Genomic DNA, 5,584 nt, shown 5'->3' on the forward strand with positions numbered 1-5,584 from the left:
GAGTGAACACGTAATTCATTACGAAGTTTAATTCATTGAGCATCAAACTTTTAAATTGAAGAGTTTGATCATGGCTCAGATTGAACGCTGGCGGCAGGCCTAACACATGCAAGTCGAACGGTAACAGAGAGAAGCTTGCTTCTCTGCTGACGAGTGGCGGACGGGTGAGTAATGTCTGGGAAACTGCCCGATGGAGGGGGATAACTACTGGAAACGGTAGCTAATACCGCATAACGTCGCAAGACCAAAGAGGGGGACCTTCGGGCCTCTTGCCATCGGATGTGCCCAGATGGGATTAGCTTGTTGGTGGGGTAACGGCTCACCAAGGCGACGATCCCTAGCTGGTCTGAGAGGATGACCAGCCACACTGGAACTGAGACACGGTCCAGACTCCTACGGGAGGCAGCAGTGGGGAATATTGCACAATGGGCGCAAGCCTGATGCAGCCATGCCGCGTGTATGAAGAAGGCCTTCGGGTTGTAAAGTACTTTCAGCGGGGAGGAAGGTGATAAAGCGAATACCTTTATCAATTGACGTTACCCGCAGAAGAAGCACCGGCTAACTCCGTGCCAGCAGCCGCGGTAATACGGAGGGTGCAAGCGTTAATCGGAATTACTGGGCGTAAAGCGCACGCAGGCGGTCTGTTAAGTCAGATGTGAAATCCCCGGGCTCAACCCGGGAACTGCATCTGATACTGGCAGGCTTGAGTCTCGTAGAGGGGGGTAGAATTCCAGGTGTAGCGGTGAAATGCGTAGAGATCTGGAGGAATACCGGTGGCGAAGGCGGCCCCCTGGACGAAGACTGACGCTCAGGTGCGAAAGCGTGGGGAGCAAACAGGATTAGATACCCTGGTAGTCCACGCCGTAAACGATGTCGACTTGGAGGTTGTGCCCTTGAGGCGTGGCTTCCGGAGCTAACGCGTTAAGTCGACCGCCTGGGGAGTACGGCCGCAAGGTTAAAACTCAAATGAATTGACGGGGGCCCGCACAAGCGGTGGAGCATGTGGTTTAATTCGATGCAACGCGAAGAACCTTACCTGGTCTTGACATCCACAGAAGTTTTCAGAGATGAGAACGTGCCTTCGGGAACTGTGAGACAGGTGCTGCATGGCTGTCGTCAGCTCGTGTTGTGAAATGTTGGGTTAAGTCCCGCAACGAGCGCAACCCTTATCCTTTGTTGCCAGCGGTCCGGCCGGGAACTCAAAGGAGACTGCCAGTGATAAACTGGAGGAAGGTGGGGATGACGTCAAGTCATCATGGCCCTTACGACCAGGGCTACACACGTGCTACAATGGCGCATACAAAGAGAAGCGACCTCGCGAGAGCAAGCGGACCTCATAAAGTGCGTCGTAGTCCGGATCGGAGTCTGCAACTCGACTCCGTGAAGTCGGAATCGCTAGTAATCGTGGATCAGAATGCCACGGTGAATACGTTCCCGGGCCTTGTACACACCGCCCGTCACACCATGGGAGTGGGTTGCAAAAGAAGTAGGTAGCTTAACCTTCGGGAGGGCGCTTACCACTTTGTGATTCATGACTGGGGTGAAGTCGTAACAAGGTAACCGTAGGGGAACCTGCGGTTGGATCACCTCCTTACCTTAAAGAACCTGGCTTTGCAGTGCTCACACAGATTGTCTGATGAAAAACGAGCAGTAAAACCTCTACAGGCTTGTAGCTCAGGTGGTTAGAGCGCACCCCTGATAAGGGTGAGGTCGGTGGTTCAAGTCCACTCAGGCCTACCAGATTTTCCCCGATACTGCGTTGTGAAATAACTCGCATACTGATGTATGCTTCGTCATTCCACGCCTTGTCTCAGGAAAAATCCTCGGTAAGAGGTTCTGACTACACGAATGGGGCTATAGCTCAGCTGGGAGAGCGCCTGCTTTGCACGCAGGAGGTCTGCGGTTCGATCCCGCATAGCTCCACCATCACGTAGAATAGTGATAAAAAACACTTCAGAGCACACTGTTACAGTGTGCTGCGAAGTTTTGCTCTTTAAAAATCTGGATCAAGCTGAAAATTGAAACGANGTAAAAAGCAAGGCGTCTTGCCGAAGCAGACATCAGTGTCCCCTTCGTCTAGAGGCCCAGGACACCGCCCTTTCACGGCGGTAACAGGGGTTCGAATCCCCTAGGGGACGCCACTTGCGCGGTAATGTGTGAAAGGCGTTGCCATCGGTATCTCAAAACTGGCTTACGAGTCATGTTTGAGATATTTGCTCTTTAAAAATCTGGATCAAGCTGAAAATTGAAACGACACACGTTATGTGTGTTCGGGTCTCTCAAATTTATCGCAATCAGAAGATATCCCTGTAAAAGGTGATGTGAGCGACGTGAAGACAAGGCGTACCGCACGCAGCGAGCGGAGTGGACTCAGTGTCCATGAGCATCGCGAGTACGGAACAACGCAGTATTCACGGCGCGCAACAAGCCGGACAGATGAAACATCTTCGGGTTGTGAGGTTAAGCGACCAAGCGTACACGGTGGATGCCCTGGCAGTCAGAGGCGATGAAGGACGTGCTAATCTGCGAAAAGCGTCGGTAAGGTGATATGAACCGTTATAACCGGCGATGTCCGAATGGGGAAACCCAGTGTGATTTATCACACTATCGTTAAGTGAATCCATAGCTTAACGAGGCGAACCGGGGGAACTGAAACATCTAAGTACCCCGAGGAAAAGAAATCAACCGAGATTCCCCCAGTAGCGGCGAGCGAACGGGGAGGAGCCCAGAGTCTGAATCAGCGTGTGTGTTAGTGGAAGCGTCTGGAAAGTCGCGCGATACAGGGTGAAAGCCCCGTACACAAAAGCACACAGGCTGTGAGCTCGATGAGTAGGGCGGGACACGTGGTATCCTGTCTGAATATGGGGGGACCATCCTCCAAGGCTAAATACTCCTGACTGACCGATAGTGAACCAGTACCGTGAGGGAAAGGCGAAAAGAACCCCGGCGAGGGGAGTGAAACAGAACCTGAAACCGTGTACGTACAAGCAGTGGGAGCCCCACCACCAAAGTATTCCGAAGGCATAAGCTGTAAGTTACGGCTGGCGTCGCGTGTTTTGCGACGCCCGACAGACAAAACAAGCAGTGGGTGTCGCAGGATTATGGGGTGGCTTTGCGAAGCAAAGGCAGCCCGGAGTACGGAGTACTTCGGGGTGGGGTGACTGCGTACCTTTTGTATAATGGGTCAGCGACTTATATTNACCCTTCGGGGTGTGACTGCGTACCTTTTGTATAATGGGTCAGCGACTTATATTCTGTAGCAAGGTTAACCGAATAGGGGAGCCGAAGGGAAACCGAGTCTTAATTGGGCGCTAAGTTGCAGGGTATAGACCCGAAACCCGGTGATCTAGCCATGGGCAGGTTGAAGGTTGGGTAACACTAACTGGAGGACCGAACCGACTAATGTTGAAAAATTAGCGGATGACCTGTGGCTGGGGGTGAAAGGCCAATCAAACCGGGAGATAGCTGGTTCTCCCCGAAAGCTATTTAGGTAGCGCCTCGTGAATTCATCTCCGGGGGTAGAGCACTGTTTCGGCCAGGGGGTCATCCCGACTTACCAACCCGATGCAAACTGCGAATACCGGAGAATGTTATCACGGGAGACACACGGCGGGTGCTAACGTCCGTCGTGAAGAGGGAAACAACCCAGACCGCCAGCTAAGGTCCCAAAGTCATGGTTAAGTGGGAAACGATGTGGGAAGGCCCAGACAGCCAGGATGTTGGCTTAGAAGCAGCCATCATTTAAAGAAAGCGTAATAGCTCACTGGTCGAGTCGGCCTGCGCGGAAGATGTAACGGGGCTAAACCATGCACCGAAGCTGCGGCAGCGAACGTGAGTTCGTTGGGTAGGGGAGCGTTCTGTAAGCCGTTGAAGGTGGNATCACCCAAGACAACTTTGCGGAGTTGACGACTGACGGAGCGAAGCGACGTCAATGCGTTTTACAAAGTCGAGTTGGCTTAGGGATACGTTCGTTGGGTAGGGGAGCGTTCTGTAAGCCGTTGAAGGTGGCCTGTGAGGGCTGCTGGAGGTATCAGAAGTGCGAATGCTGACATAAGTAACGATAAAGCGGGTGAAAAGCCCGCTCGCCGGAAGACCAAGGGTTCCTGTCCAACGTTAATCGGGGCAGGGTGAGTCGACCCCTAAGGCGAGGCCGAAAGGCGTAGTCGATGGGAAACGGGTTAATATTCCCGTACTTGGTGTTACTGCGAAGGGGGGACGGAGAAGGCTATGTTGGCCGGGCGACGGTTGTCCCGGTTTAAGCGTGTAGGCTGACTTTCCAGGCAAATCCGGAAGGTCAAGGCTGAGGCGTGACGACGAGGCACCACGGTGCTGAAGCAACAAATGCCCTGCTTCCAGGAAAAGCCTCTAAGCATCAGGTAACACGAAATCGTACCCCAAACCGACACAGGTGGTCAGGTAGAGAATACCAAGGCGCTTGAGAGAACCCGGGTGAAGGAACTAGGCAAAATGGTGCCGTAACTTCGGGAGAAGGCACGCTGGTGCGTAGGTGAAGCGGTTTACCCGTGGAGCTGAAGCCAGTCGAAGATACCAGCTGGCTGCAACTGTTTATTAAAAACACAGCACTGTGCAAACACGAAAGTGGACGTATACGGTGTGACGCCTGCCCGGTGCCGGAAGGTTAATTGATGGGGTTATCCGTAAGGAGAAGCTCTTGATCGAAGCCCCGGTAAACGGCGGCCGTAACTATAACGGTCCTAAGGTAGCGAAATTCCTTGTCGGGTAAGTTCCGACCTGCACGAATGGCGTAATGATGGCCAGGCTGTCTCCACCCGGGACTCAGTGAAATTGAACTCGCTGTGAAGATGCAGTGTACCCGCGGCAAGACGGAAAGACCCCGTGAACCTTTACTATAGCTTGACACTGAACACTGGTCCTTGATGTGCAGGATAGGTGGGAGGCTTTGAAGTGTGGACGCCAGTCTGCATGGAGCCATCCTTGAAATACCACCCTTTAATGGCTGGTGTTCTAACGTGGGCCCGTAATCCGGGTTGCGGACAGTGTCTGGTGGGTAGTTTGACTGGGGCGGTCTCCTCCTAAAGAGTAACGGAGGAGCACGAAGGTCAGCTAATCCTGGTCGGACATCAGGAGGTTAGTGCAATGGCATAAGCTGGCTTGACTGCGAGCGTGACGGCGCGAGCAGGTGCGAAAGCAGGTCATAGTGATCCGGTGGTTCTGAATGGAAGGGCCATCGCTCAACGGATAAAAGGTACTCCGGGGATAACAGGCTGATACCGCCCAAGAGTTCATATCGACGGCGGTGTTTGGCACCTCGATGTCGGCTCATCACATCCTGGGGCTGAAGTAGGTCCCAAGGGTATGGCTGTTCGCCATTTAAAGTGGTACGCGAGCTGGGTTTAGAACGTCGTGAGACAGTTCGGTCCCTATCTGCCGTGGGCGCTGGAGAACTGAGGGGGGCTGCTCCTAGTACGAGAGGACCGGAGTGGACGCATCACTGGTGTTCGGGTTGTCATGCCAATGGCACTGCCCGGTAGCTAAATGCGGAAGAGATAAGTGCTGAAAGCATCTAAGCACGAAACTTGCCCCGAGATGAGTTCTCCCTGAG

At 53.4% G+C, this 5,584-nt stretch carries 3 tRNA genes and 2 rRNA genes; all 5 read left to right on the forward strand.

Annotation, left to right across the window (positions count from 1 at the left end):
- Window positions 1–52 precede the first annotated feature (52 nt).
- Window positions 53–1,594 (forward strand): 16S ribosomal RNA (locus GJV78_RS22115).
- Window positions 1,595–1,663: 69 nt separating this feature from the next.
- A tRNA-Ile gene (locus GJV78_RS22120) sits at window positions 1,664–1,740 on the forward strand.
- Window positions 1,741–1,850: 110 nt separating this feature from the next.
- Window positions 1,851–1,926 (forward strand) — tRNA-Ala (locus tag GJV78_RS22125).
- Between the two features lie 139 nt (window positions 1,927–2,065).
- A tRNA-Glu gene (locus GJV78_RS22130) sits at window positions 2,066–2,141 on the forward strand.
- 317 nt (window positions 2,142–2,458) lie between these two features.
- Window positions 2,459–5,584: ribosomal RNA gene (locus GJV78_RS22135) — 23S ribosomal RNA — on the forward strand; the annotation flags it as partial.

This window comes from Intestinirhabdus alba (assembly GCF_009711095.1).
Taxonomy (GTDB): domain Bacteria; phylum Pseudomonadota; class Gammaproteobacteria; order Enterobacterales; family Enterobacteriaceae; genus Intestinirhabdus; species Intestinirhabdus alba.